This is a genomic window from Streptomyces gossypii, assembly GCF_025165795.1.
GTDB lineage: Bacteria > Actinomycetota > Actinomycetes > Streptomycetales > Streptomycetaceae > Streptomyces > Streptomyces gossypii.
Window position 1 is genome coordinate 410,603 of the sequence record NZ_JAJAGO010000004.1, and the last position, 24,885, is coordinate 435,487.

General features: G+C 70.1%; 20 protein-coding genes. 6 read left to right on the forward strand and 14 right to left on the reverse strand.

Translation table 11 applies throughout. The annotated features are described in order from the left end of the window. The first annotated feature begins 23 nt into the window (after positions 1 to 23). From LHJ74_RS11000 to LHJ74_RS11015, 4 genes are all read left to right on the forward strand, one after another. Positions 24 to 638 (forward strand): helix-turn-helix domain-containing protein, encoded by a 615-nt coding sequence (locus tag LHJ74_RS11000; protein ID WP_260217722.1) that lies wholly within the window; start codon positions 24 to 26, stop codon positions 636 to 638. Positions 639 to 760: 122 nt separating this feature from the next. Next, on the forward strand, positions 761 to 1,846 hold the full coding sequence (locus LHJ74_RS11005) for a class I SAM-dependent methyltransferase (protein ID WP_260217723.1): 1,086 nt from the start codon (positions 761 to 763) through the stop codon (positions 1,844 to 1,846). 171 nt (positions 1,847 to 2,017) lie between these two features. Continuing rightward, positions 2,018 to 2,998, forward strand: a complete 981-nt coding sequence (locus tag LHJ74_RS11010; protein ID WP_260217724.1) for an esterase/lipase family protein — start codon at positions 2,018 to 2,020, stop codon at positions 2,996 to 2,998. A gap of 188 nt (positions 2,999 to 3,186) precedes the next feature. Continuing rightward, positions 3,187 to 4,236, forward strand: coding sequence for an LLM class flavin-dependent oxidoreductase (locus tag LHJ74_RS11015; RefSeq protein WP_260217725.1), 1,050 nt, complete (start codon positions 3,187 to 3,189; stop codon positions 4,234 to 4,236). A 25-nt stretch (positions 4,237 to 4,261) separates the two neighbouring features. Here LHJ74_RS11015 and LHJ74_RS11020 read toward each other — a convergent pair whose 3' ends face one another. The 3 genes from LHJ74_RS11020 to LHJ74_RS11035 form a co-directional block, all read right to left on the reverse strand. Then, positions 4,262 to 4,465 (reverse strand): DUF397 domain-containing protein, encoded by a 204-nt coding sequence (locus tag LHJ74_RS11020; protein ID WP_260217726.1) that lies wholly within the window; start codon positions 4,463 to 4,465, stop codon positions 4,262 to 4,264. 125 nt (positions 4,466 to 4,590) lie between these two features. Beyond that, entirely contained in the window at positions 4,591 to 5,151 is a 561-nt protein-coding gene (locus LHJ74_RS34155; RefSeq protein ID WP_311203280.1) for a YdeI/OmpD-associated family protein, read from the reverse strand. Further along, positions 5,148 to 5,555: a VOC family protein gene (locus LHJ74_RS11035; protein ID WP_260217727.1), complete on the reverse strand. Its 408-nt coding sequence runs from the start codon at positions 5,553 to 5,555 to the stop codon at positions 5,148 to 5,150. Before LHJ74_RS11035 ends, LHJ74_RS34155 begins: the two co-directional genes overlap by 4 nt. Before the next feature lie 104 nt (positions 5,556 to 5,659). Between LHJ74_RS11035 and LHJ74_RS11040 the strand changes: the two genes are divergently transcribed. Then, positions 5,660 to 6,601 carry a helix-turn-helix transcriptional regulator gene (locus LHJ74_RS11040; RefSeq protein ID WP_260217728.1) on the forward strand — a complete coding sequence of 314 codons (942 nt, stop codon included), beginning with the start codon at positions 5,660 to 5,662 and terminating at the stop codon, positions 6,599 to 6,601. Positions 6,602 to 6,821: 220 nt separating this feature from the next. Here LHJ74_RS11040 and LHJ74_RS11045 read toward each other — a convergent pair whose 3' ends face one another. The 8 genes from LHJ74_RS11045 to LHJ74_RS11080 form a co-directional block, all read right to left on the reverse strand. Then, on the reverse strand, positions 6,822 to 7,295 hold the full coding sequence (locus tag LHJ74_RS11045; protein ID WP_260217729.1) for a hypothetical protein: 474 nt from the start codon (positions 7,293 to 7,295) through the stop codon (positions 6,822 to 6,824). Between the two features lie 117 nt (positions 7,296 to 7,412). Then, complete coding sequence (gene obgE, locus LHJ74_RS11050) at positions 7,413 to 8,855, reverse strand: GTPase ObgE (RefSeq protein WP_260217730.1); 1,443 nt, start codon at positions 8,853 to 8,855, stop codon at positions 7,413 to 7,415. Positions 8,856 to 9,161: 306 nt separating this feature from the next. Further along, positions 9,162 to 9,419: a 50S ribosomal protein L27 gene (rpmA, locus tag LHJ74_RS11055; protein WP_260217731.1), complete on the reverse strand. Its 258-nt coding sequence runs from the start codon at positions 9,417 to 9,419 to the stop codon at positions 9,162 to 9,164. A gap of 14 nt (positions 9,420 to 9,433) precedes the next feature. Beyond that, positions 9,434 to 9,757, reverse strand: a complete 324-nt coding sequence (rplU, locus tag LHJ74_RS11060) for a 50S ribosomal protein L21 (RefSeq protein ID WP_260217732.1) — start codon at positions 9,755 to 9,757, stop codon at positions 9,434 to 9,436. A 258-nt stretch (positions 9,758 to 10,015) separates the two neighbouring features. Further along, on the reverse strand, positions 10,016 to 14,275 hold the full coding sequence (locus LHJ74_RS11065) for an Rne/Rng family ribonuclease (protein ID WP_260217733.1): 4,260 nt from the start codon (positions 14,273 to 14,275) through the stop codon (positions 10,016 to 10,018). A 240-nt stretch (positions 14,276 to 14,515) separates the two neighbouring features. After that, a complete protein-coding gene (locus tag LHJ74_RS11070; RefSeq protein WP_260217734.1) occupies positions 14,516 to 15,289 on the reverse strand; it encodes a TIGR03936 family radical SAM-associated protein in 774 nt (257 codons plus the stop codon). Between the two features lie 200 nt (positions 15,290 to 15,489). Continuing rightward, positions 15,490 to 16,743, reverse strand: coding sequence for a hypothetical protein (locus LHJ74_RS11075; RefSeq protein ID WP_260217735.1), 1,254 nt, complete (start codon positions 16,741 to 16,743; stop codon positions 15,490 to 15,492). Positions 16,744 to 16,792: 49 nt separating this feature from the next. Beyond that, positions 16,793 to 18,472 carry a protein kinase domain-containing protein gene (locus LHJ74_RS11080; protein ID WP_260217736.1) on the reverse strand — a complete coding sequence of 560 codons (1,680 nt, stop codon included), beginning with the start codon at positions 18,470 to 18,472 and terminating at the stop codon, positions 16,793 to 16,795. Between the two features lie 246 nt (positions 18,473 to 18,718). On the opposite strand from LHJ74_RS11080, the gene LHJ74_RS11085 reads away from it, so the two are divergent. After that, entirely contained in the window at positions 18,719 to 20,332 is a 1,614-nt protein-coding gene (locus LHJ74_RS11085; protein WP_260217737.1) for a recombinase family protein, read from the forward strand. Positions 20,333 to 20,396: 64 nt separating this feature from the next. Here the strand turns inward: LHJ74_RS11085 and LHJ74_RS11090 are convergent, their stop codons facing one another. From LHJ74_RS11090 to LHJ74_RS11100, 3 genes are all read right to left on the reverse strand, one after another. After that, positions 20,397 to 20,531, reverse strand: a complete 135-nt coding sequence (locus LHJ74_RS11090; RefSeq protein ID WP_260217738.1) for a hypothetical protein — start codon at positions 20,529 to 20,531, stop codon at positions 20,397 to 20,399. Beyond that, positions 20,528 to 20,959: a replication initiator gene (locus LHJ74_RS11095; protein WP_260217739.1), complete on the reverse strand. Its 432-nt coding sequence runs from the start codon at positions 20,957 to 20,959 to the stop codon at positions 20,528 to 20,530. Before LHJ74_RS11095 ends, LHJ74_RS11090 begins: the two co-directional genes overlap by 4 nt. A gap of 133 nt (positions 20,960 to 21,092) precedes the next feature. Continuing rightward, positions 21,093 to 24,500, reverse strand: coding sequence for a PIN domain-containing protein (locus LHJ74_RS11100; protein ID WP_260217740.1), 3,408 nt, complete (start codon positions 24,498 to 24,500; stop codon positions 21,093 to 21,095). Positions 24,501 to 24,885 lie beyond the last annotated feature (385 nt).

The following is a 24,885-nucleotide window of genomic DNA, read 5'->3' on the forward strand; positions in this document are numbered from 1 at the left end:
TTGCCGTTGCGGCAAATGGAGTCATGAAGGACGACGATCAGCCCAACGGCAGCGACCAGCTCGCCCAGGCACTGAGCGCTGTCGGCCCGCGGCTTCGCTCCCTGCGGAAAGCGCGCGGCACCACGCTCACCGAGCTCAGCACCACCACGGGGATCTCGGTGAGCACCCTGTCGCGGCTGGAGGCTGGGCAACGCGAGCCCACGCTCAAACACCTGCTCCCCTTGGCGACAGCACACGGCGTCCCCCTGGACGAGCTGGTCGGCACCCAGACGGGTGACCCGCGCATCCACCCACGGCCCTTCACCCGCCACGGCCACACCTGGATCCCCCTGACCCGGCACCTCGGCGGTCTGCACGCCTACAAGCAGATTCTTCCCGCCCCGGAGGCCGGACGGGGGGCCATGCGGCCCGAGCAGGGCACGCACGAGGGGTACGAGTGGCTGTACGTGCTCTCCGGCCGCCTGTTGCTGGCCCTCGGCGAGCACGACCTCGTCCTCGCCGCCGGCGAGGCCGCCGAGTTCGACACCCGCATCCCCCACGGCATCGCCAACGCCGGGGACCGTCCCGTCGAATGGCTCGCCCTCTACGGGGCCCAGGGCGAACGCATGCACCTGCGGGCCCGCACCGCGGAGAGCTGAACTCCACCGGCCGATACCCCGGAGCTTCCGGCCGACCCGGCAGAAACCTCGCCGCCGCGTTCCTTGAGTGAAGGTGGCCGGAATGAGACGGTGAATCGCACTCTTCTGCGAGGAGTCTCATCGTGACAGCCACCCGGGCCATCGCCCGTGCCGTGTACGGTTCCCGCTTCGACCACGTCCCCTGGGCCCAGCGCGTCTACCTCAGGCCGGGGGAGAAACTCGCGAGAGAGCTGCAGTGGCAGCTGCGACTGCGCAGGTCACCCGCCCTCTCGCTGGATGAGTACCGCTCGCGGACCACGGCCGGCCCGATCGAGGAGTTCATCACCTGCCATCTGTGCGGCGAGTCGCGGCAGCAGCCGCTCTTCGAGCCGACGGGCCGGAAGCCGAATGGCGAGAAAGCGTGGTCGTACCGCGTGGTGCGCTGCCCGTCCTGCGGGTTCCTCTACCGCAATCCCAACGTCCGGCCCGAGCGGCTGGGTGATCTGTACGCCAAGAACTACAGCAGCTTCCTGAGCGGCACCTACGCGGAGAACCGGCAGCGGCGCTACCGGCTGACCATGGACGCCTTCGCACCGGTCTTCACCAAGGGCAACGGCCGACGGCTCCTCGACTTCGGCTGCGGCTCCGGGCTGTTCCTCGAGCTGGCCGAACAGAGCGGGTTCGACGCGTACGGAGTGGACCTCTCCCCCGACTCCGTCGAGCAGGCCAACACGCGGCTGACCTCGGCCACCGCCCATTTCGGTGCGCCCGAGGACCTCCCCGAGATCGCCTCGGGGGGCTTCGACGTCATCACCCTGTGGTCGGTGCTTGCCCATCTGCCCAGCCCCCTCGAGGACTTCGCACGCTTCCGCCGACTGCTCGCCCCCGGCGGCGTACTGCTGATCCTCACCGTCAACGCGAGGTCGCTGCTGCTCAAGGCACACGGCGCCAGGTGGAGCGGCTTCACCAGGAACCATCTGATGTTCTACTCCTCGGAGACGATGCCCGCGCTGCTCCGGCGTTCCGGGTTCGCGGGCGTGTCCTTCGCGCCCTTCTACGGCGACGGCATCGAGTCGGGCACGCAGCCGATGCCCGAACGGCTCGACCGCCGCCTGCGCCGCGCGGTCGCCACCAGCGACGGCGGCAACATGCTGCGTGCGATGGCCTTCTCCGACGAGGAGGCGGTCAGCCGCTGGGGCGGCGGCCACCAGGTGCGGCGTCTCCGCTAGGCACGTTCCTCCCTTTCCACCCTTCCTCCCTTCCCACTTCCTCACTCCGATGCGCTTGTGCCGCCGATTTTCGTCATGTGTGTGCATTGCCGGGGCGTACCCGCCTCATTACCGTCGGGTAACGCAATTCTGAACGGCCTCATCGTCAGAATCTCCCCCAGGAGGGGCCGCATGAGACGTACGTCCCTGGCCACCCGGATCGCCGTCGCAGCCGTCACCGTGGCGACACTCTCCGGTCTGGGCACGCTCACCGCACAGGCCGACACCCCCGCACCCCCGGCCCCCGCCACAGCCCCCAGCAGCAGCACTCCGGCCGACTACCCCGAGGGCGACCTCGGCACGGCCGTCAAGAACTTCCTCTTCTCCCCCGGCGCGGTCGACGGCGCGAACGACTGGAACTGCAAGCCCAGCGCGGAGCACCCCGAGCCCGTCGTACTCGTCCACGGGACCTTCTTCAACCTCGGGGCCAACTGGCCCGTCCTCGCGCCGAAGCTGGCCAACGAGGGCTACTGCGTCTACGCCTTCAACTACGGCATGAACCACCTGTCCCTCGGGCGGGTCGGCGGCCTCGACCACATCCGCGACTCGGCCCGGACCATGCGGACCTTCGTGGACAAGGTCCTCGACGCCACCGGCAGCGAACAGGTCGACGTCGTCGGCCACTCACAGGGCGGACTCCTGCCGCACTACTACATCGAGAAGCTGGGCGGCGCCGACAAGGTCGACGAGTTCATCGGCATGGCGCCCTCCAACCACGGCACCGACCTCAGCGGCCTGGTCAGCCTGGGCAGGCAGCTCAACCTGCTGGGCTTCGTCAACGGCCTGCTGGGGCGCACGGCTCCCGGCATGGTGGACCAGGAGGTGGGATCCGACTTCCAGCGAGAGCTGTTCGGCAACGGCGACACCGTACCGGGCCCCGAGTACACGGTGATCTCCACCAAGCACGACCGCGTCGTCACTCCCTACAGGAACCAGCAGCTCGACGGCGACAACGTGACGAACCTCGTGCTTCAGGATCAGTGCCCCGACAACCCGGTCGGTCACGCCGGGCTCTTCAACGACAGCCCCACCCACCAGAACATCCTGAACATCCTCGGCCCGGACGACCCCGACTTCCGGCCCACCTGCACCGGTTACGGCCTGCCGCTGTAGCCGTAGCCGTAGCCGTACGAAAAGAGAGCGCCACCCATGCGTCCTGCGCATGGGTGGCGTCCCCCTGGGGTGCCGCCCTCTTACCCCCTCGGCTCCGGCGCTGGATAGTTGAGCGGCGGCGGCGCGGCAGCACCACGCGCCCGCACCGCAGCACGGACAACCGCTCTCCCGAACCGAAGGTGGTAACGGTGAAGTTCAGCTACGTCATGCTCCCCGACTACCCGCTCCAGGACTCTCTGGCCTCCATCAGGCTCGCCGACGAGCTCGGCTTCCACGCCTGTTACGCCGCCGACGAGACCTGGCACAAGGACTTGTGGCTGCTGTTCGCCGCAGCCGCCGGGCAGACCCGGCAGATCCGGCTGGGCCCGAGCGTCTCCTCCGTCGTGCTGCGGGAGCCGACGCTGATCGCGCAGTCCCTGGCCACCCTGGACGAACTCTCCGGCGGGCGGGCGGAAGGCGTACTCTCCAGCGGGAACTTCGGGCTGCTGGCCCAGTACGGCATCGACTGGAAGCGCAGCCGCCCGCTCTCCCGCGTCAAGGAGGGCCTGCACGTCATCCGCACGATGCTGGACGAGGGTGCGATCACCCACAAGGGCGAGTTCTTCGAGTACGACGGCCTCTTCACCTTCGCCCGCCCCGTCCAGGAGCGGCTGCCGCTCAAGCTCGGCGCGATGCGCGGGCCCAAGTCCTTCGAGGCGGCCGGGGAGTTGTCCGACGGCTGCCATCACGCGCTGAGCTACACCAGGGAGGCGTACGAGTACGCCGTGCGGCACATCCGGGCCGGAGCCGAGCGGGCGGGCAAGGACTGGCGGACCCTGGACATCGGCGCCTGGGTCGTCTTCGCCACCGGGCCCGACTCCGCGAAGGCGAAGGAGGCGGCGCGCAGCATGGTGGGCATCTACGCCTCCTCGATGCCCGAGGAGCAGCTGCGCCGCAACGGCGTGCACCCGGACGAACTCGCCCCGGCCATCGAAGCGATCGGCGCAGGTGACCTCGCCCGGGGCATCGAACTGACCACACCGGAAGTGGCCGAGAAGCTGTCCATCGCGGGGACCCCGGAGGAGTGCCTGGAGAAGATCCAGCGGGAGATCGCACCCACCGGGGTCAACCACATGATCTGCGCCGTCACCGATCGCGCCCTGGTGCGGGCCTTCACCGGCCGCGACCTGGCGGGCGTAGCGGACGTGGACACCCAACTACGCCTGATTCACGACGAGATCATGCCCGCGTTCGCGTAGGCGCACGAGCGCCCCCTCCCCGCCGTCAGACGGAGCGATCTCCGGCGAAGGCCAGGAACGCGCTGAAGGCGGGGGCGGAGACGGTGAAGTGCGGGCCCTCCGGGTCCTTCGAATCCCGGACGGCGACGGCTGCGGGCAGCGCGGCGACCTCGACGCACGAACCGCCGGTGTCGCTGCTGTAGCTGGACTTACGCCACTCGGTCGGGGTCTGGTTCACAAGAGTGCGCATAGCGCTCCTCCATCACACGGGCGATCAACTCGGCGGACTCCGCCGAGGACAGAGCGGTGGCACGCAGCAGATCGTAACGGAGCGCCCGATCTCGGATGTCCTTCGAATACGCCGTCACCCAGGCCTCATAGTGGCCTCCGCAGGCCGGAGACCGCCTTCTCCAGGCGGGCGGCGCGCCCGGCCTGGGTCCTGGCCTTCAGCAGCGGCAGAATGATCTGGTAGCGGCCGGTCCTGCCGAGCGCCTCGAAGCGGGCGGCGGCCCCCGGGTGGGCCGCCAGCGCCTCGGCCAGGTCGGGCGGGACGGCGGCATCGCACTGGGCGGTGTAGGCCGACGCCCAGCGGCCGTCCGCCTGGGCGGCCGCGACCTGCGCCAGGCCCGCCGGACGCATGCGCCCCTCGGCGGTCAGCCTCTCCACCCGCTCGACGTTCATCCGCGACCAGGGGCTGCCCCTGCGGCGGCGCGAGTAGCGTTGCAGATAGCTGTGCTCGTCACAGGACTTGCGGGTGCTGTCGATCCAGCCGTGGCACAGGGCCGCCTGCAGCGCCTGCTCGATCGTTATCGAGACCACGGCCGACCGCTTCTTGGCGATCCGCAGCCAGGCACCGCCTTCGTCCTCGTGGTGCTCGGCCAGCCACGCGTCCCACGCGGCGGCTTCCTCGAAGTGCATCGTCTGGGAGTCCGTCACTTGCCCTGGACCTCCACGTAGTGCGGGTTGTACATGATGCCCAGCACGTTGCCGAACGGGTCGACCACGGACGCGGTGACGAAACCCTCGCCCCGCTCTGTCAGCGGCTCGTACTCCTTGGCGCCCATGGACAGCAGCCGCTCCAGGGCCTCCCGCACATCTTCGACGTGCCAGTGGAGGATCGTGCCGCCCGGGGTGGACGACGCCTGCGCCGGGGCGTAGCGCCGGTCGATGATGCCGAGCTCGGTCTGCTGGTCACCGAACCTGAATTCGTAGTAGGCGGCTGGCTGCCCGCCCCCGGGCCGCTCGAAGTACGGCTCGATGCCCAGCAGTTCGGCGTACCAGTCCTTGGCCGCCGCCACATCGTCGGCCCAGATGTTGACGGTGGCCGGTCCTTGCAGCATGGGATTGCCTTTCCTCGGTTCAGTGACAGTCATCATCCTTCCGCCTAAAGTGCTCACCCTCTGAGCACTTTCCGTGCGACCTTCGAAACCGAGGAGTTACGGGCATGCGTGCCGACCGTCTCGTCGCCGCCCTCCTGCTCCTGCAAGCCCGCGGCCGGGTGACCGCCACCGAGCTTGCCGCGGAGCTGGAGGTCTCCGTGGCCACCGCCCGCCGCGACCTGGAGGCGCTGTCCGCTGCCGGCATCCCGGTGTACCCGCAGCCCGGACGCGGCGGCGGCTGGTCGCTCCTCGGCGGTGCCCGCACCGACCTCAGCGGCCTGTCGGCGCCCGAGGCCCAGGCACTGTTTTTGCTCGTCGGCCCGGCCGCGGCCGTCTCCGGGGACGCGAAGGCGGCACTGCGCAAGCTCGTACGGGCACTGCCGCAGACCTTCCGGGCCGAGGCCGAGGCCGCCGCCGACGCCACCATGATCGACCCCACCCGCTGGGGCGCACGCGACCGCCGGCGGCCGGAACTGGTCGACCTGCTGCAGACCGCCGTGGTCCGCCAGCGCAGAGTCCGCCTGACCTACGTCAACAGCGCCCGGCAGCGGACCGAACGGCTGGTCGATCCGTGGGGCCTGGTCGACAAGGACGAGACCTGGTATCTGATCGCCGGGACCGAACGAGGGCAGCGCACCTTCCGAGTCGACCGGATCACCGAGGCAGAGCCGACGGAGCAGCACGCGGAGCGCCCCGACGACTTCACGCTCGCCAGCGCATGGCAGCAGGTCGTCGGCGAGGTGGAAGAACGGCGCTCCCGCACCTGGGCGACCGTCCTCATCGAGGGCCGGTTCGTGCCGGTGCTGCGGGACCACTTCGGGCGGCACTGCCACGTCGACGGGGAAGCCGACGACGGACGTGCCCGGGTCCGCGTCGCCGCACCGGCGCCGCTGGACATCGCCCGGCATCTCGCAGGGTGGGGCGCGATGGTCGAGGTGACCGAACCGCGTTCCGTCCAGGCCGAGCTGGCCCGGATCGGAACCGAGCTGGCCACCCGGTACGGGTAGCCTCCGGCGGGCACGCCGACGTGGTCATGCAGGTGGTCCTGGATGCCGCCGGGGCGAAAGCGCGTCAGACGAACGGGCCGAAGTCGTCGTACCCCCGCTGTACTCCGTCGCGCTCGCGCGCACCCTGCTTGACCAACTCCAGGGCGTCCGCATCGAGGTGTACGGCCCCTCCCCCGCCACCCCGGCAGCCCGCACGGCGGACGCATCCGCCGAGAGCGGCTCAGACAGATTCGCGTTCTTTGCGACCGGAATCAGGCAGGCCCGCGACTTCTCCGCCGGTTTCCGGCGACGCTTGTGGCGTCCGCCGGCTGGCTTTGCCGGAGGAGAGCCGGATGGCCTGGGTGTACAGCACGGTGCCGATCGAGATCATCACCGCGATGACCGCCCAGGACCAGGCTTGGGGCAGGTAGAGGGACAGAACCCAGGCTTTCACCGGGGCGTCGGTGATCAGGAAGAGTAGCGGTACCAGGCCCTGTGGGAAGAGCGCCAGGGAGCCGAAGATCCAGGCCAGAGCCGAGACCACCTGCTCGCGCTTGGTCAGCTCCGGCTTGGGGCGCGTGCCGACGCCGGCTGTCGTTCCGGGGCGGTTGGCGCGCCCGGTCCGCATGAGGAGAAGCAGCTCGGGGCCGTTCGCGGTGAGCCGGTCGGCGGCGACCCGGCCCAGCCATCGGGCGAGCAGGACGCCGATGGCCACGCCGATCGGGGCGCCGAGCCAGCGCAGGACGGGGTTGTCGAGGGCGGTGCCGAGTTCGCCGTGTTCAGGAGCGGGCCAAAAAGCCCTCCATGAGCGTCGGCGGCCGGAAGCGCCGGGCTACGAGAACGGGTCGAAGTCCTTGTATGCCTGCTGTACTTCGTCTCGCTCCGCCTCGCGGTCGCGGCGGCGGTGGGCGGCGGGGCGGTCCGCGTCCAGGCGGTGGTCCTCTCCGCGCCGTCCGAGCATCTCCGCGCCGGCCATGACCGTGGGCTCCCAGTCGAAGACGACCGCGTTGTCCTCCGGGCCGATCGCCACGCCGTCGCCCTCGCGCGCACCCTGCTTGACCAGCTCCGCCTCCACACCGAGGCGGTTGAGCTTGTCCGCGAGGTAACCGACGGCCTCGTCGTTGGAGAAGTCGGTCTGCCGCACCCAGCGTTCGGGCTTCTCGCCACGGACGCGGAAGACCCCGTCCTCATCGCGGGTGACGGTGAAGCCCGTGTCGTCGACCGCCTTCGGCCGGATGACCACCCGGGTGGTCTCCTGCGGAGCCCGCGCGGCCCGCGACTCCTCGACGATCCCCGCGAGTGCGAACGACAGCTCGCGCAGCCCGAGATGGGCGACGGCCGAGACCTCGAAGACCTGGTGGCCACGCGCCTCCAGGTCGGGGCGGATGATATCGGCGAGGTCCTTGCCGTCCGGGATGTCGGTCTTGTTGAGGGCGACCATGCGGGGCCGGTCCTCGAGACCGGCGCCGTACTGGGCGAGCTCCCGCTCGATGACGTCCAGGTCGGAGGCCGGGTCGCGGTCCGATTCGAGGGTGGCGCAGTCGAGCACATGCACCAGTACGGAACAGCGTTCCACGTGGCGCAGGAACTCCAGGCCCAGGCCCTTGCCCTCGCTGGCGCCGGGGATGAGCCCAGGTACGTCGGCGATCGTGTAGACCGTCGAACCGGCGGTGACCACGCCGAGGTTGGGCACCAGGGTGGTGAACGGGTAGTCGGCGATCTTCGGCTTGGCAGCGGAGAGTACCGAGATCAGCGAGGACTTGCCCGCGGACGGATAGCCGATCAGGGCGACGTCCGCGACGGTCTTCAGCTCCAGCACCACGTCCCGCGTCTCGCCCGGCACACCGAGCAGCGCGAAGCCGGGCGCCTTGCGGCGGGCGGAGGCCAGCGCGGCGTTGCCGAGGCCGCCGCGGCCGCCCTGCCCGGCGACGAAGGTGGTGCCCTGCCCGACCATGTCGGCCAGCACCTCGCCCTGCCCGTCGAGTACGACGGTGCCGTCCGGGACGGGGAGGATCAGGTCGGTGCCCTCCTTGCCGGAGCGGTGGTCGCCCTCGCCCGGCCTGCCGTTGGTGGCCTTGCGGTGCGGACTGTGGTGGTAGTCCAGCAGGGTGGTCACGTCCTGGTCGACGACCAGGATGACGTTGCCGCCCCGCCCGCCGTTTCCGCCGTCGGGGCCGCCCAGCGGCTTGAACTTCTCCCGGTGGACGGAGGCGCAGCCGTGGCCCCCGCTACCGGCGGCGACATGGAGTTCGACGCGGTCAACGAAGGTGGTCATGACTGTGCCTCCCGGCGTGGTCGGAGAGCGGACCCACAAAGGTGGTCCGCTTCGTGTCGTAACGCGCCGAGGGCGGCTCCACTCCCCGTACGACGGGGAGCGGCGGGCCGCCCTCGCTCAGGGACTGTCCGGGCGGTCTTCTCGGGCCCGCGACGGCTGGCACGCTCGCTGCGTTGTCGGCGTCACCCGAGTAGCCCACTACGAGGGCGATCCTCCGCCTTGCGATCGCACGCACCAGACGCCGCGGGCTGATCCGCAAAGATCACCCGGGCAGTCCCTCTAGGATTCTGTGCCGGACCGGGCTGATTACTCAGCGGCCGGTACGACGTTCACGACCTTGCGGCCGCGGCTGGTGCCGAACTGCACCGCACCCATGTCCAGCGCGAACAGGGTGTCGTCCTTGCCACGGCCGACGCCCGCGCCGGGGTGGAAGTGGGTGCCCCGCTGCCGGACGATGATCTCGCCCGCCTTGACGACCTGACCGCCGAAGCGCTTCACGCCGAGGTACTGCGCGTTGGAGTCGCGACCGTTCCGAGTGGACGATGCGCCCTTCTTATGTGCCATGTCTTCTCAGTCCCTTACTTCGAGGCGGGGGCGGGGATGCCCGTGATCTTCAGCGCGGTGTGCAGCTGACGGTGACCGATCCGCTTCTTGTAACCGGTCTTGTTCTTGAACTTCTGGATCCGGATCTTGGCGCCCTTGTGGTGGTCCACAACTTCCGCCTGAACCTTCACGCCCGCCAGTACCCACGGGTCGCTGGTGACGGCTTCGCCGTCCACGACAAGCAGGGTCGAGAGCTCGACGGTGTCGCCGACCTTGTCTTCTGCCCTACGGTCAACCTCGATGACGTCGCCCACAGAAACCTTCTGCTGGCGGCCGCCGGTGCGCACGATCGCGTACACGCGGAACTCTCTCTCGCTCGATTCGGGGCCCCTGATGCCAGCCACCCGCGCGGAACTCGGCCCACGGCTGATCCGGTGAGGGATTGAGCGGCCTCTCCCGGTGAAAACTGCCGGGAGGGATGTGCTCAGGAGCACGGCACATCTGTCCAGATACGCCAGCTGTCAAGATTACGGGGGCTTGACCTGGGGGTCAAACCGGCCCCGGGGTGCGGGTGGGAGCGACCGGACGGCCGCCCCGCACCCGCATCCTGCCAACGGTCAGTCCTCGGCCTGAGCCGAGACGGACGGCCCCGACTGGGTGTCGGCGGCGGCGGTCTGCTTGGCCGCCGCCTTCTTCGTGCCCGTCTTCGCCGCCGTCTTCTTCGCGGCGGCCTTCTTCGCCGGTGCCTTCTTCGTGGCAGCCGTCTTGGCCGTCGCCTTCGCCGCCTTCTTGGCCGGGGCCTTCTTCGCCGACGCCGACTTGGCCGACGCCTTCTTCCCGGCCGCCTTCTTGGCCGGTTCGGGCTCCGGCTCCGCCTCCGCGGCGGCCGTCGGCTCCTCGCCGCCAGCACCGGAGGTGGTGGTGATCACCGTGGCCGCGGCCTCGTCCGCCGAGGCGGGCGAACCGGCCGGGGCCGATGCCGTACGCGTGGCACGCCGCCGGGTACGCGCGGGTGCCGACGGGACCACCTCTTCGGGGGCGGGCTCGGCCGGTGCGGCGGGCTCGGTGACAGCCTCCGCCGCCGCATCCGTCGGCGCCTCCGCCGATGCGACCACGATCGCGGCGGCGTCGTCCGCCGCCTTCGGAGCCCCGGCGGGCGCGGTCGCCTTACGGGTCGCGCGGCGGCGCGGCCTTCCGGCACCGGTGGGCGCCGTCTCAGCGGCCGGCTCGGGCACGGACACCACGGGCTCGGCGGGCTCGGCGGGCTCGGCGGGCTGAGTGGGCGCGGAGGCCGCGTCCCTCGTGCCGTTCGTCCCACTCGACACCACGGTCACGCCGGTGTCCTCCGCCGTCTTGGGCGCACCCGCAGGGGCACTCGCCTTCCGCCCTGCGCGGCGGCGCGTACGGCCTCCGCCCGTGCTCTCCCTGTCCGCAAGCTCCGGCTCAGGCCGGGGCTCGGCCTCGGGCTGCGACGGCTGCGCCTCCGGCCCCGGCAGGGTCGCGGCTTCCTCCGGCACCGCCGGTCCGGCGGGAGCGGACGCACGGCGGCTCACCCGGCGCCGCGAGCGCGGCTGTGCGCGCTCCGGCTCCGGCTGCGCCTCCGGCTCACGCTCCGCCGCGGGCACCTCGACCTCAACGGCAGCAGCAGCGGCACCCGCACCCGCGTCCACGGCGGCGGGCTCCTCGGCCGGGGCAGTGGTGGCCGGTGAACCCTGTGGCGCACCCGCCCTGCGCGAACCGCGGCGGCGCGGGCGGCCGCCGCGCGCGGCGGACTCCGCCTCTGCCGCGCTGCTGAACAGGTCCTCGTCCGGTACGAAGTCCGGCTCCGGCAGCGCTCGCGGCTCGGCGATCTCCGCCTCGACCTCGGCGGCCGTCTCCGTCTCCACCTCGGCGGCAGCCTGCTCGGCTTCCGCCGGGACGCCCTGGGCGCCGTTCTTCTGCTTCCGCTTCGCCTTCTTGCCGCCACCGACGGCGACAGCTCCGCCGCCTCCGCTCATGGCAGCCTGCGCCTGCTCCATGTGCACGATCACGCCACGGCCGTTGCAGTGCACACAGGGCTCGGAGAAGGACTCCAGCAGACCCTGTCCGACCCGCTTTCGGGTCATCTGCACCAGGCCCAGCGACGTGACCTCGGCGACCTGGTGCTTCGTACGGTCGCGGCCCAGGCTCTCCAGCAGCCGCCGCAGCACGAGGTCGCGGTTGGACTCCAGCACCATGTCGATGAAGTCGATCACGATGATGCCGCCCAGGTCGCGCAGCCGCAGCTGGCGGACGATCTCCTCGGCGGCCTCCAGGTTGTTCCTGGTGACGGTCTCCTCGAGGTTGCCGCCCTGGCCGGTGAACTTGCCGGTGTTGACGTCGACGACGATCATCGCCTCGGTCCGGTCGATCACCAGCGAACCGCCGCTGGGCAGCCAGACCTTCCGGTCCAGCGCCTTCATCAGCTGCTCGTCGATCCGGTAGGTGGCGAAGACGTCGACTTCGGAGGTCCACTTCTGGAGCCTGCCGACGAGGTCGGGTGCCACGTGCGACACATAGCCCCGGATCGTCTCCCACGCCTGCTCACCGCTGACGATGACCTTGGAGAAGTCCTCGTTGAAGATGTCGCGGACGACGCGCACGGTCATGTCCGGCTCGCCGTACAGCAGTGTGGGCGCGTTGCCCTTCTCCGCCTTGTGGCGGATGTCCTCCCACTGCGCCTGGAGCCGCTCCACGTCACGCCGCAGCTCGTCCTCGCTGGCGCCCTCGGCGGCGGTGCGCACGATGACGCCCGCGTCCTCGGGGACGACCTTCTTGAGGATCTGCTTGAGCCGCGAGCGCTCGGTGTCCGGAAGCTTGCGGCTGATGCCCGTCATCGAGCCCTCTGGCACGTAGACGAGGTAGCGGCCGGGCAGCGAGACCTGGCTGGTGAGCCGGGCGCCCTTGTGCCCCATCGGATCCTTGGTGACCTGGACCAGCACGGACTGGCCGGACTTCAGCGCGGTCTCGATCCGGCGCGGCCCGTGGGCCAGGCCGAGCGCCTCGAAGTTCACCTCGCCCGCGTACAGCACCGCGTTGCGTCCCTTGCCGATGTCGACGAAGGCTGCCTCCATCGACGGCAGGACGTTCTGCACCTTGCCGAGATAGACATTGCCGACGTACGAGGTCGACTGCTCCTTGTTCACGAAGTGCTCGACGAGGACGTCGTCCTCCAGCACCCCGATCTGGGTACGGTCGCCGTTCTCCCGGACGACCATCACCCGCTCGACCGCCTCGCGGCGGGCCAGGAACTCGGCCTCGGTGATGATCGGGACGCGGCGGCGCCCCTGCTCGCGACCCTCTCGGCGGCGCTGCTTCTTGGCCTCCAGCCGCGTCGAGCCCTTGATGGACTGCACCTCGTCGGAGGGCTCGCCGTCCTTGTCCCGGTCCTTCTTCTTGCGCGGCTCACGGATCTTGACGACCGTGCGCTCCGGATCGTCCTGCTCGGCCGGGGCGGCGCCGTCGGCACCACCGTCACCACTGCGGCGGCGACGGCGACGGCGACGACGGGAGCTGCTGGAGCCGCCGGCCGACGACTCGTCGTCCTCGTCTCCCTGCTCGTCCGCGCCACCGGAGCGCTCCGCCTCGGCTTCGGCGTCCTCGGGGCCGTTCTCCTCCGGGGTCTCGTCCGCGCCCTCGGCGGCCTCGCCGCGCCTGCGGCGACGGCCGCCCCGGCGGCGACGGCGCGAGGGGCGGTCCCCGGCGTCCTCTCCGGAGCCCTCGGTGCCCTCGGTGCCTTCGGCGCTCTCCGCGCCGTCCGTGATCTCGGGGCTCTCGCTCCCGGCACCGGACACCTGCTCGGCCTGGACGGGCTCGCGGGTCTCCTCAACCTCGGCACGGCGGCGACGGCGTCGCTTCGCCGGGGCGGGCTCGGGAGCCTCGAACTCCTCTTCTTCCAGCTCCTCGTCCTCCGCGCTGCCCTCCGCCGCTGCCGCGGCGGCGCTCTGCGGGGTCTGGAACATCGGTTCGGTGAAGACCGGGGCCTGGAACACGGCCACCGGCGGGATCGTACGGGCCGTCCCGCCCGCGCCCTTGCGGGAGGCGCGGCGCGTGCCGCCGGAGGTGTCCTCCGACGTGGCCGGGGCCTCGGCGACCGGCGTCTCCTCGGGAGCGGCGGCTGCCGTACGGGAGGAGCGGCGGCGCGTGCGGCCCGCGGCGGGCGGCGCGGCGGCGGGCTCAGGCTCGCTGCCGGACTCGGCCGCGACCGCGGCGGACGCGGAGGGAGCGGCCACCGCCTCGGGCGCGGCCTCCTCGGTGACCGCCGTCACGGGCGCGGTCGCCTTGCGGGAGGCGCGACGCCGCGTACGGGGTGCGGCTTCCGGCTCCTCCGGGGTGGAGGGGCTGTCCTGGGCCCCCGCGGCGTCCTCACTCTGCGCGGGTGCGGCAGCGGGCGCGGCGGCCTTGGCCGTGGCCCTGCGCCGGGTACGGGCGGGCGGCGCGGCCTCCTCGGCGGGCGCTTCGACAGGCGCCTCGGCGGCGGGCGCAGCCTCGCCGGCCGACGGCGGCTGCGGCGCTCCCGCCGGGGCGGAGGCGCGGCGCCGCGCACGACGCTGCGTCGCGGGCTTCGCGGACGCGTCTTCCGGCGGCTGCTCCGCCGAGCCGGACGCGGTCTCTTGGACGGCGGTCTCTTGAACAGCGCGCCCCGCAGCAGCAGGGTCCGCAGCCGCAGTCTCCTGAGCGGCGGGCTCCGCGGCGGCCGTGGCCGCGGGGGGCCCGGCCGGGCGGGACGCGGCCCGCCGCCTGCGCGGCGGCAGGGTGCCGCTGGGTGTGGTGCCCTCGGCTGTTCTGCCTGCCGGCTGCGGGGTCGTCGCGTTGTTCTCAGTGCTCTCCGCGGGTGCGGAGTCGTTGGGCTCGAGCATGCGGGCGGTTCTCCCGTCACGCTCCCGGGCGCCGCGCCGGTGTCCGGTCGTGGCCCGCGTGATGTGCGCGGGCCGGTGCCGGGGCGCGGGCGCCGCACGGGAGCTGTTGTGTCACTCGCCGGTTCCGTCCCGTCGGGCTCGGCTACGGCGAAAGTCTTCTGGTCAGTGCACTCGCCTGCCGGACAACGGCCCGGGTGGCTCCCTGGCCCGTACATCGGCGGCGGCGCGTCGACGGCGCTCCTACGCGGTGACTGCCCCAGATTTCTCGGGGGCGACCCCACTCGGCGCCGTCGCAACGTGGGATGCGTCGCGGTCGGGCGCGAACGGGTCGAGCACCGTGCCGGACTCCTCATCGAGCGGCCCCTGCGCCAGCCTGGTCACCCCTGCGGGGACCGGCGGCGCCAGGTCGGCCGTTGCTCGGAGGCCGGAAAGGACGTCGTCGGGTCGCACGGCAGGTGTCAGATGCCGTACCACCAGGCGCAGTATCGCACAGGCAGCGTCTCCCGGCCTATCGCCCGCTTCCTCGCCCACCTCCAGCGAGGCGACCGCGGCGCGTGCGTCGAAGGTGCGGATGCCCTTCTTCGTCTGCCGCCTGACCTCGATGGACTCGGCCGCCAGGAACGCCGCAGCGGCCGCCTCGGCCTCCTCGGGGGACACTCCGTCCAGCCGCAACCGCCAGGCGGACGCCTGAAGGCGGTCGGCGAAGTCGGAGCTGCGCGCCTCGACCGCGTCGATGATGTCGAGGCCCGTCGGCATGTACTCATCGAGCATGGCGCAGAGCCCGGCGGGGTCGCGTTGCGCGGTGAGGGCGATCTCCAGATATTCGGCCTCGCTGCCGGTGCCGGTGGGGGCGGCGTTCGCGTACGAGACCTTCGGGTGCGGACTGAAGCCCGCCGAGTACGCCATGGGCACCCCGGCCCGGCGCAGCGCCCGTTCGAAGGCGCGCTGGAAATCACGATGACTGGTGAACCGGAGGCGGCCGCGCTTGGTGTAGCGCAGACGAATGCGCTGCACCGCGGGTGCGGGCGGCGGGCCTTCGGGCTGTCGCTTGCCCAGTGGTTCTCTCCTCGGTGCAGGGCGGCACACCAGGCCACCCTTGGTGTACAGGTGCCGCTCGGCGCCGCGCGCATGGTGTGCCCGGCAGCCGGCAGGGGCGGATCGCCACACTCCGCGGAAGCGATGATGCGGTGATCCTGTTTCCAGGGTACGCCGGGTCACCGTGACAGGCCGTCGCGCTCCTTCTCCGGGGTGCTACCGAAAAGGGCGCGGCGTATCTCGGCCCGCGTCTGCCGTGCGGACCGGCGAGCGGCTCCGATCGCCGCCCGGACGGCCCGCCCCGCCTCCCGTACGGCCTGCGCGACGGGGCGCCACAGGTTGTCGCGTACGCCACGCCCGACGGGGCGCACGGCGTGCTGCCAGACCCACACCACGGGGGCGACGAAGATCCACCGCAGCATTCGTCCGAGGAAGCCGAAGACGACCCGCGACACGTGGCCCGCGGCGCGCCAGGCGTGCTGGACGGCATGCCCGATCTCACGTGCGACGACGGCGAGGGCGCGCCCGAGCGGCGTCAGGACGAAGCGGTACAGGGCCGTGATCGGCACCACGAACAGCATCCGGCCCAGCCATGCAAGCGCCGTACCGACAGCGCGCACGGCGGCGGCGACGCCGCGCCCGACCGGTGCCAGCACATAGCGCCACAGCGCCACCCACGGCCACACGAACAACGCCTTGCCCAACCACACCAGCGCCACCCCGAGCGGGGTGAGCACCCAGCGGTAGAACCACCGCGCGGGGACCACCAGCAGCCAGTGGCCCAGCCAGCCCAGACCCGCGCCGACCGCCCGTACGACGGCGGCGATGCCGTGGCCCAGCGGGGTCAGCAGGGCCCGGTAGAACCACCGCGCGGGGACCACCAGCAGCCAGTGGCCCAGCCAGCCAAGACTCGCGCCGACGCCCCGCACCAGCGCGACGACCCCGCGCCCCACCGGCGCCAGCACATAGCGCCACAGCGCCACCCACGGCCACACGAACAACGCCTTGCCCAACCACACCAGCGCCACCCCGACCCCACGACCCACCGGCGCGAGGACCCGGCGCCAGACCCAGGCGAGCGGTTCGGCGACGAGGACCCGCCACAGGGTGCCGACGGCGCGCGCGAACGGCTGCCACAGGACCCGGTTCAGCAGCCTGCCGCAGGCGACGAGGGCGTCCCAGGCCATCCGTACGGGGAGGACCAGCAGCAGCACCACGATCCGCACCGGCAGCCGGACGGCGACCGCGAGACACCCCTCGGCCTCCCGAGAGGGCGCGGCAGGATGGGAGGCCGTGGGCAGCGAGGTCTCCGGGGCGCGCTCGCGGTCGACACTGCCGCCGGTGCCGGCGGTGTCGGCGGTGCCCGGGTGAGCGGCGCTGTCCGCCTGCTTCACCAGCGAAGTCGCGCCGTGCCTCGGTTGGTAGGGGCTCATGTGCACTGTGACGTTCCGATCGTCTCCGCTGGTTGCCACCGGACCCCGGTCAGTCGCCGACCTTCATGATGTCGACCACGAACAGCAGGGTGTCGTCCCCGCCGATGTCCTCCGAAGGCAGGCCCTTGCTGCCGTAGCCGAGCTTCGGCGGCACCGAGAACTGGACGCGGCTGCCGACCCGCTTGCCGATCAGCGCCTTGTCCCAGCCCGCGATGACCTTTCCCGCGCCGAGTTCGAAGACGCTGGGCTCGTTGCGTGTGAACGAGCTGTCGCGGACCCCGCTGTTGCCCCAGACCTGCATCAGATACTGGGTCTCGATGTGGTCGCCCGAGGCGACCTTGCGCCCGTCGCCCCGGATCAGGGTCCGGGCGTTCAGCTCCGTCGACGGCTTGTACATCGGAGTGTCGACCTCCGGCAGCTCACCGAACCCGGTGCCCGAGGTGATCGCGGGGAGACTCCCGCCGGAGCGGCTCGGGTCCGGGCTGTCGCTCGGGTCGTCCAGGGCGTCGCTGTCCGTCCTGCCCTCACCCCGCGCACCCTCACCCTCGGCGCCTTCGCTCTCGCCACCCGGGCTCCGCGTGCCCCGCGCCCCCTGCGCTGCCCCCTCGTCACCAAGTGCCCATACCGCGGCGACGGCCCCGCCCCCGACGGCAACGGCACCGGCGGCGGCAACGGCCAGCAGTGAGCGACGGGAGAGGCGCTTGCCCCCAGGGGCAGGGGACGGCGGCACAGGGGACGGCAGCACAGGGGACGGCGGGGCGGGCGGCATGCCGGGGGACGGCGGGGCGACAGCCGAAGGCGTGACGACAGGCGGAGACGCTGAGGCCGGGGGCGGCAGCAGGAAGTCGCCCGTGTCCTCGTGGCGGAGGTGCGGATACCCCGGCGCCGGGCTGATCCCGGGCGGCAGCCAGCGTCCCTCCGCCACGGTCGCGGGGACGGCGAACTCGGTGCGCAGCTGAGCCACCGTCGGACGCTCGGCCGCGTCCTTGGCCAGACACCGGGCGACCGCGCGGCGCAGCGACTCGGGCACCCCGTCGAGATCCGGGGCCTGCTCCATCGTCCGGTAGATCATCGCGAACATGTCGCCGTCGCCGTACGGACCCCTGCCGGTGGCCGCGTAGACGAGCGTCGCGCCGAGCGCGTAGACGTCGGTGTGGGGGCCGACGTCGCCGCCGCGAAGCTGCTCCGGCGCCATGTAGCCGGGCGTGCCCGGCGACTGGCCCGTCCTGGTGATCTGGGACTGCTCCACGGAACGGGCGATGCCGAAGTCGATGACACGCGGGCCGTCGTCGGCCAGCAGGACGTTCGAGGGCTTCAGGTCCCGGTGGGTGAGACCGACGGCGTGGATCGCGGCGAGCGCCGTGGCGATGCCCGCCAGCAGCGCGCGCTGGGCGTCCTCCGGCAGCGGCCCGCGTTCGACGACCGCGGCGGTGACGGAGACACCCGGTATGTACTCGGTCGCCAGCCACGGCCGCCGCGCGTCCGGGTCGGCCTCCAGTACGGCGGCCGTGAAGCGGGCGTCCACACGGCGTGCGGCCTCGACCTCACGGGCGAACCGGCGCCGGAACGCCACATCGTCCGACAACTCCGCGCGTGCCGCCTTGATGGCGGCCAGCCGGCCGTCCGGGGCCTGCCCGAGGAAGACCTCGCCCATGCCACCGCTGCCGAGCCGCCCCACCAGCCGGTAGGCACCGATCGATCCGGGATCGCCCGTCTCCATCGGTTTCATGTACCGGTCCCCTTCCCCCCCCCGCATACCGGTGCGCGAGCCTACCGGCCGGTGCCGAGGCGGCGCCGGTGGGGGCGTGGGCGGCAGGGCGGCCGAACCGCCCGGCAGCCGGGCTCACTTGCCCTGCCCGGGCCCTCCGACGACCGCCAACGGCAGCAACTTCCAGCCGGTGGGGCCGATCTGTATCTCGGTGTCCAACTGAGTACATATGGACACACGCCCAAATCCAGGCTTACGTTCGTAGGCATGGGGACACGTACACGGAAGCGCACAGCCGCCGAGCAGAGGCAGTACTCGGTCGAGGCCGAATGGACTGACGCAGACCTCGCGCTCTTGAAGGAGCTGAAGCAGGCAGAGGCCTTGCTCCCCGCTGACGCTCCTCGGGCCCTCTTATCCGTCCGCCTGTCTGTGCTGACGGACGAGACCACGTCACCGGAGCGACAGGAGCTTGACCTTCGCATCCTGGCCAGGGAGCGAGGCTGCCGAGTCGTCGGTGTCGCCTCGGATCTGAACGTGTCGGCGACGAAGGTTCCACCCTGGAAGAGGAAGGAACTCGGGGACTGGCTGAACAACCGCTCCCCCGAGTTCGACGAGCTCTTGTTCTGGAAGCTCGACCGCTTCGTACGCCGCCTCTCCGACCTCTCGACGATGATCGAGTGGAGTCTGAAGCGCGGGAAGAACCTCGTCTCGAAGAACGACAGCCTTGACCTCACGACGACGGCCGGAAAGATCATGGTCACGATCATTGGCGGCATCGCCGAGATCGAGGCCGCCAACACCTCCACCCGAGTCACGAGCCTGTGGGACTACGCGAAGACCCAGGAAGACTGGATCATCGGCAAACCGGCATACGGCTACGTCACGGGTGAGGCCGACTCGGGGAAGCCCCGTCTTGTCATCGACCCCGAGGCGCGCAAGGCACTGCACTGGGCTCGACGCATGGCGCTTCGGGGACGCTCGGCCCGTTTCATGGTGCGCTGCCTGAAGCGGTCCGGCCTCATGAGCCAGGGGCTCACGGTGGCAACGCTCCATCGCCGCCTCCGTAACCCTGCACTCCTCGGCTACCGCGTAGAAGAGGACAAGCAGGGAGGGCAACGGCGCTCGAAGCCGATCCTCGGTAAGGATGGCAGGCCGATCAAGGTTGCTCCCCCGGTCTTCACCGAGGAGGAGTTCGAGACCCTCGGCGCAGCTCTCGACAAGCGCAAGAAGAACCAACCTCCGCGCCGCGTCGGCGGAGCGACCCAGTTCCTCGGCGTCCTCTTGTGCGCCGACTGCAAGACGAACATGACCGTGCAGATCACGAACAACAAGTTCGGGACGTACCACTACCTACGGTGCCGCAACTGCAAGAGCGGCGGGCTCGGGGCTCCCAACCCCGAGCGGATCTACGAGCGCCTCGTTGAGGACGTACTCAAAGCTCTCGGGGACTTCCCCGTACAGGTTCGCCAGTACGCCGAGGGTGCCGAGGTGCGGCGGGAAATCAAGCGCCTTCAGGAGTCGATCGCGCTCTATATGAAGGAGTTGGAACCCGGGGGCCGGTACACGAAGACCCGGTTCACAAAGGAGCAGGCAGAGGCGACGCTGGACAAGCTCATTGAAGAACTCGAAGCCGTCGACCCCGAGACGGCACAGGACCGGTGGGTCAACGTCCACGGCGGAAGGACTTTCCGCGAGCACTGGCAAGAGGGCGGCATGGAAGCCATGGCCGCAGATCTGTACCGAGTCGGCATCCGGTGCGAGGTCACCCGCACGAAGGTGCCGAAGGTCCGCGCCCCGAAGGTGCACCTCCGCCTACTGATCCCGAAGGACGTACGCGAGCGGCTCGTGATCCGAGAGGACGATTTCGCGGAAGCCCTCTGAGACAGCCCAGACCGCTTACGCACACAGCCGTCTTCCCCGTATATCAGGGAGGCGGCTTCGTGTGTCACTCGAACCACAACGTGGCGTCGAAGGGTTCTTCCGTGCCGTCCTCATCCACGATCACGATCTCACTTTCGATCAGGCTCGCAGTCCCGTCGTCCCTGGGCTCGGGTTCGGGCAGAGGGGTGATTGGCCTCACCCCCCTCGCGCCTGGCGCCTCGCGTCCGCGCCAATCCGCCGGGACTGCTCCAGATCCTCGGCGATCCCGGCCGCGAGCAGGGCGGCTCCGGGGGTGTGACCCGAGCCGATGTAGCGCCAGCTCACGTCGGTGACCGCATCCGGCACAGCTTCCTGCCCTACGTGCTCCGCCCGGTCGGCGCGCAGGGCCGCGTACGTCGTCGAGTAGGCACGGGACTTGGTGAGGATGTGGCCCCGGTAGCCGAGAGTGTGGGCCCAGGCCCGCAGGTGCAGGGGCGCATACTCGGGCAAGCCGCCGAGGCGCCAGCAGGTGCGCATGAGCGCCCTTACGTGGCCGGAGACGGAGGCCGCGCCGATGTCGTCCCAGGTCTTGAGCCGGTAGTCGGTGCCGGCGCCTGTCAGTTGCGGCCATGTGTCGAACTGCGACACTACCTGCCAAAAGATATTGCAGGAGTCATCGCCTCGGAATGTCGCAAGATCACATCAACCGAGGCCCGTCTCGCAGCCCCTTGCTGTGTGGTCGACAACAGGATGTAGAGGATGCCCGCCTGCTCGACCTGTGCTACTCGTCGCGGTGCGTGATCACGATGCGTGCAACTGCAGACTTGTCCGATTCGGAAGCGTGGCTGAACAGGTTCATGAGCGCCGTTCCTGCCCGGGGATGACCCATTTGCCGAATTAGCGCTTCGTAGTAGCGAGCCAGGGCGGCCATCAGCGGACCGTCACCGCTTTGAACCTCCGCGGCCCCGTTGTGTAGACCTGCCAGGAGGAAGGGCAGTGATGAGTCGGAGACCCAGGGCTGAGTCAAGGCTTGGACGGAAAACTTCTGCATATTGCCGGACCTGTGGGAAGGCAGCGTTGCCTGCCAGAGGCCTGCGTAAGCAGCTGCCAGCCAGGCCGAAGCATGGTCCGGTTCAGAATCGATGATCTGTGCAACCGCGTCGAGAACCAACCGCACCACGCCCCGCGGATCGCTCCAGGCTGTCGGTCGTGTGATCGCGGCAGCTACTCCTCGTGCGTGCCAGCCGTCGGCCTGCGCTGCGAAACCGTACAGGTCGCTGGAGAAGGGGATGTCCATGTAGTAATGCCGCAGGAGTTCGGCTCTCAGAGCCATTGCCTCCTGTGGTGTCATGGTTTGCTGGCGTTGACACGCATCGATCAGGGCCAGCGTTCCGAATGCGGGTACACCCGCCGACCGGGCCAACGTGCGCAGAGCCCGGTCGTCGCACCACAACACCAGGTCGTGCTCCTTGGCATGATCCAGGGCCGTGAGCCATACCTCCGCGCCGCGGCCGGCAGACAGCCCAGGCAGTGCACGCAGCTCTGGTCGGGCCACTCGGGGCAGTGACCGCACGATGTCGGCGGCACGCTCAAGGGAGCGACGCCGAGCACTCACCTGACTGTCCGACGCAACGTGAAGAGTCGGCCGCGATTCCTCCTCGTTCCAGACCAGCGTGGCATCGGACCGCAGGGCGAATGAGTCGACGGCGTGGAAAACATCGCCGACGATCTGGTCGGTTGTCACGATGGTCTGGCAGGAGCCGATGAGCCGTTCGGCGGCACCCGGCTCCAACAGGGCGAGAGACACCGCCGCACTCGTATCCACGACCACCCGCCGGGTCGACGCGACCTGGATTGCGCCTGCTTCCACCGTGATCGCGGTCGGGTCGGAGGCGAACAGTCCAGGAGGTTCTGCAGTGAGCCGCACACACACCTCGGCGTATGACCTGCCACTCATAACAGCCAGCATCCCGATGGCAAGCTGACCCTTGTTGATCCGCTCCCGGATTTCCCGGCGGCCCTCGTCCTCGTGCTCACGGCGCAGGCCCTTGCCGAGCTCTTCGAGTACCGCATGCGGATCGGTGGCATCGAGGGCACGGAAGTAGACGCTATCCGGGAAGCGTTCCTGGTAGTCCGAACTCGCTTCATGCAGCAGCTCGACCGCTTCTGCGCTCATGGGCTGCGTCGTGGTGGTGCGCCAGAGAAGAACGCCCAGGAAGATCCCCAAGAGTTCTTCATCCTCTGGCCAGTTCTGCATCAGCTCCAGCGCACGCCCGACGAATTGAGGATCAGTAGAGTGACGTGCACCGAGCTGCACCCACAGCAGCGCTTCGTCCCGGCGCCGTGGTGGGGCAGCTTCCCCGAGTTCGGTGAGTGTCCGCCATGCGTCGTTGGGCCGTGCCCGTGTGACGTAGCACCTCACCAGGGCCCAGCGTGCGTCAAGATTGTGCGGATCCAGTCCGAGGAGCACGATGGCCGCGTCCGTGGCCCGATCCCAGTTCCCTGCGGCGGATTCCGTCTCAACGAGCAGCTCATACATCGCGCCCTGTGCAGCCCAGCCCGGGCCGGCGATCCGCAATGCGCTCTCAGCGCACTCTTTAGCCTTCTCGTAGTCCCTGGCTTGTTGATAGGCACGGGCTGCCATTGTCATCAGCTGCGCATCGCGCCATTGTGCCGCGGCTTCTTGCAGGGTGGCCGCGGCCGCTTCGAGATCATCGAGTTGTTGATAGCGCTGCGCCAGTTTCAGGGCGATGATCGGACTCTGGTTCGCGTTGGCGCGCAGGACCGACAGATCTCCGCCCGCTGTGCCCCTGACAGCGCGGGCGAACTTCTCGAGATCCGCTACTGCCTCGGGATAGTCGTCCTTCAAGTGAGTGATCTCAGGCAGGTTCCGCCCACACTCCACCAGCCCCGTGGCCGCCATGAGCTGTTCGGGCCCTGGCTCCGCTGCATCCCAGGCGCGTTGCCAGGCTTCGGCTACTCGCTCGTCCTCGCTGTCGCTACCGACACGGCGTTCCTCGAGCACAGCCAGCACCTGCGCTTTGGCGAACGAGCTTGTCACCACGCTCAAAAGCTCGCGTGCCCGGTGTTCGCGGCCCGTCAGCGCCGCGATCAAGGCACTTTCCTCCTGGACCCGCGGGTCCTCCGCTTCGTGCGCGTCTGCGTCTCCATCTGGAGCCGGCTGCGAGAGAGCCCAGGCGGTCGACAGACCTTGGCTGAACACCGCGGCCTGCATTCCTAGGACCACCGCCGCCGCGCTGTCACCGAACCATTCCCGACGTGCGTTACGCGCCCGTAGGGCGACGGCCAGGGCTTCCTGTGCGTCGGCGAGCTTGCTGCGTGTAGCGCGGCGTGTGGCTCGCTGCAACAGAGCATGTGCCAGCGCCAGCCCAAGCTGAGGAAAGCGTGCGCCATCCGCCTCACGCAGCGCTGGCAGAGCCTGGTCGGTCAAGCCCTGGCCTACGAGAGCCTCCGTTCTCAGAAGAAGCTGCAGAACCTGCGCACTGTCATCAGGAGCTGTCCACCGGCTGAGGTAGCCCAGGGCTGCGGGCCGGTCGTCGTCGAGGATAGATAGCAAGGCACGGACCAGCGGCGAGTCGAGGTCTTGATGAGCCGCCAAGTACGAGCGGGCGCTACCCTCGGGCGTTGTCTCTGCCTGCAGAGCAGCCCGTACGACCAGGAGGTCACGAGGGTATCCGCCATCGCGTACCGCGCGGTCATAGAACGAGAACGATGCGGTGTGAGCATCGTATGTCGACGCCAGTTGGGCTAGCCAAGGAAATGCGTGGACGGGGGCGCTGACGAGCCATTGTGGCTCGTGCTCGGCCCATTGCTCCAATATCTCCTTGCGTGCAGTCATACCTGTCGGAAGCTGATTGACGACCACGTCCACGTCAGGCCAGCGATCACGCAATTGACGTGCTTCTTCTTGGAATGCAGGTGGCAGGGTGGCTAGCGCCTGATCGAAGCCGGACCGGCCTGCCCCCAACGTTGCGCCCCCGTCAGTCACATACTGCTTCTCAATGTACGTGACCGTGTTGTTATCGCCGATCGCAGAATGGGTGATCGCCCCGCCAGCCGCAACCGCACCCGGACTGGCCGACACCGTCCGCGTAACTTCGACGGAAACTGCTTCGCCCTGCGGGACGGCGGTCTGGCCCTTGCGGCGCATCCAGGAAAACGACTTCACCGTTCACTACCCTCTCCGAGGGCGCTGTCCGTGATGTCACCGCCGGCCGCGATCCCGTCTCTACCAGCGCGCACGTCATCTGCGCTTCGCCTCGCTGCGGTACTGGGTGTGGTGTGGGGACCAGTCACCGTTGAGTTGTTCCCGATCGCGGAGCCGGTGATGTTGCCGCCGGCCACGACCGATCCGCGGCCGCCACGCACGCGTCGCCCACCTGTAGACCCGCCACCTGGGTTGCGGAACAAAGCAATGACAGCCACGAGCAAGCCGACCAGGGTGCCGACCGCACCCACCACCCCTACAGTCCGCTCTGTTGTGTCGGGGTCCGCGAACACAGCGACCAGGGCCAGTGCGACGGTCGCCAGGCCGGTCAACACAGCCGTCACCG